Source organism: Mitsuaria sp. TWR114 (assembly GCF_007997345.1).
Window position 1 is genome coordinate 1 of sequence record NZ_VOSR01000416.1, and the last position, 734, is coordinate 734.

At 70.2% G+C, this 734-nt stretch carries 1 protein-coding gene; it reads right to left on the reverse strand.

The features are described 5' to 3' along the window. A partial coding sequence (locus tag FUT87_RS15485; RefSeq protein WP_147241584.1) for an Hsp70 family protein occupies nt 1-645 on the reverse strand: 645 nt, incomplete at its 3' end. Between the last annotated feature and the right edge of the window lie 89 nt (nt 646-734).

Here is a 734-nt window from a genome sequence, read left to right on the forward strand (position 1 = left end):
CGAGATGTCGAAGGTGCCGCCGCCCAGGTCGTAGACGGCGTAGAGCCCTTCACTGCCGTTGTCCAGCCCGTAGGCGATCGCGGCGGCGGTGGGTTCGTTGATCAGGCGCAGCACGTTCAGGCCCGCGAGTTGCGCCGCGTCCTTCGTGGCCTGGCGCTGCGCGTCGTCGAAGTACGCGGGCACCGTGATGACGGCGCCGAACAGGTCGTCGTTGAAGGTGTCTTCGGCGCGCTGGCGCAGCGTGGCCAGGATCTCGGCACTGATCTCGACCGGCGACTTCAGGCCCTCGCGCGTAGCCAGGCTCAGCATGCCCGGCGTGTCCTCGAAGCGATACGGCAGCTTGTCGCGGTTGGCGATGTCCTCGACCCGGCGCCCCATGAAGCGCTTGACCGAGACGATGGTGTTCTCCGGATCCTCGGCCTGCGCGGCCAGCGCGTCGTAGCCGAACTGGCGGCGGCCCTCGGGCATCACGCGCACTGCCGACGGCAGGATCACGCGGCCCTGGTCGTCGGGCAGGCACTCGGCCACGCCGTGGCGCATCGCCGCCACCAGCGAGTGCGTCGTGCCCAGGTCGATGCCCACGGCGATGCGCCGCTGATGGGGATCGGGCGACGCGCCGGGTTCGGAGATTTGCAGCAGGGCCATGGTGTCGTGTCTTGTTCTTCGGAAGTCGAGGCGGCGGGCGGCGATGCGCGCGCGGGCCTCAGGAGTGCTCGAGCGCCTCCAGGCGCTGG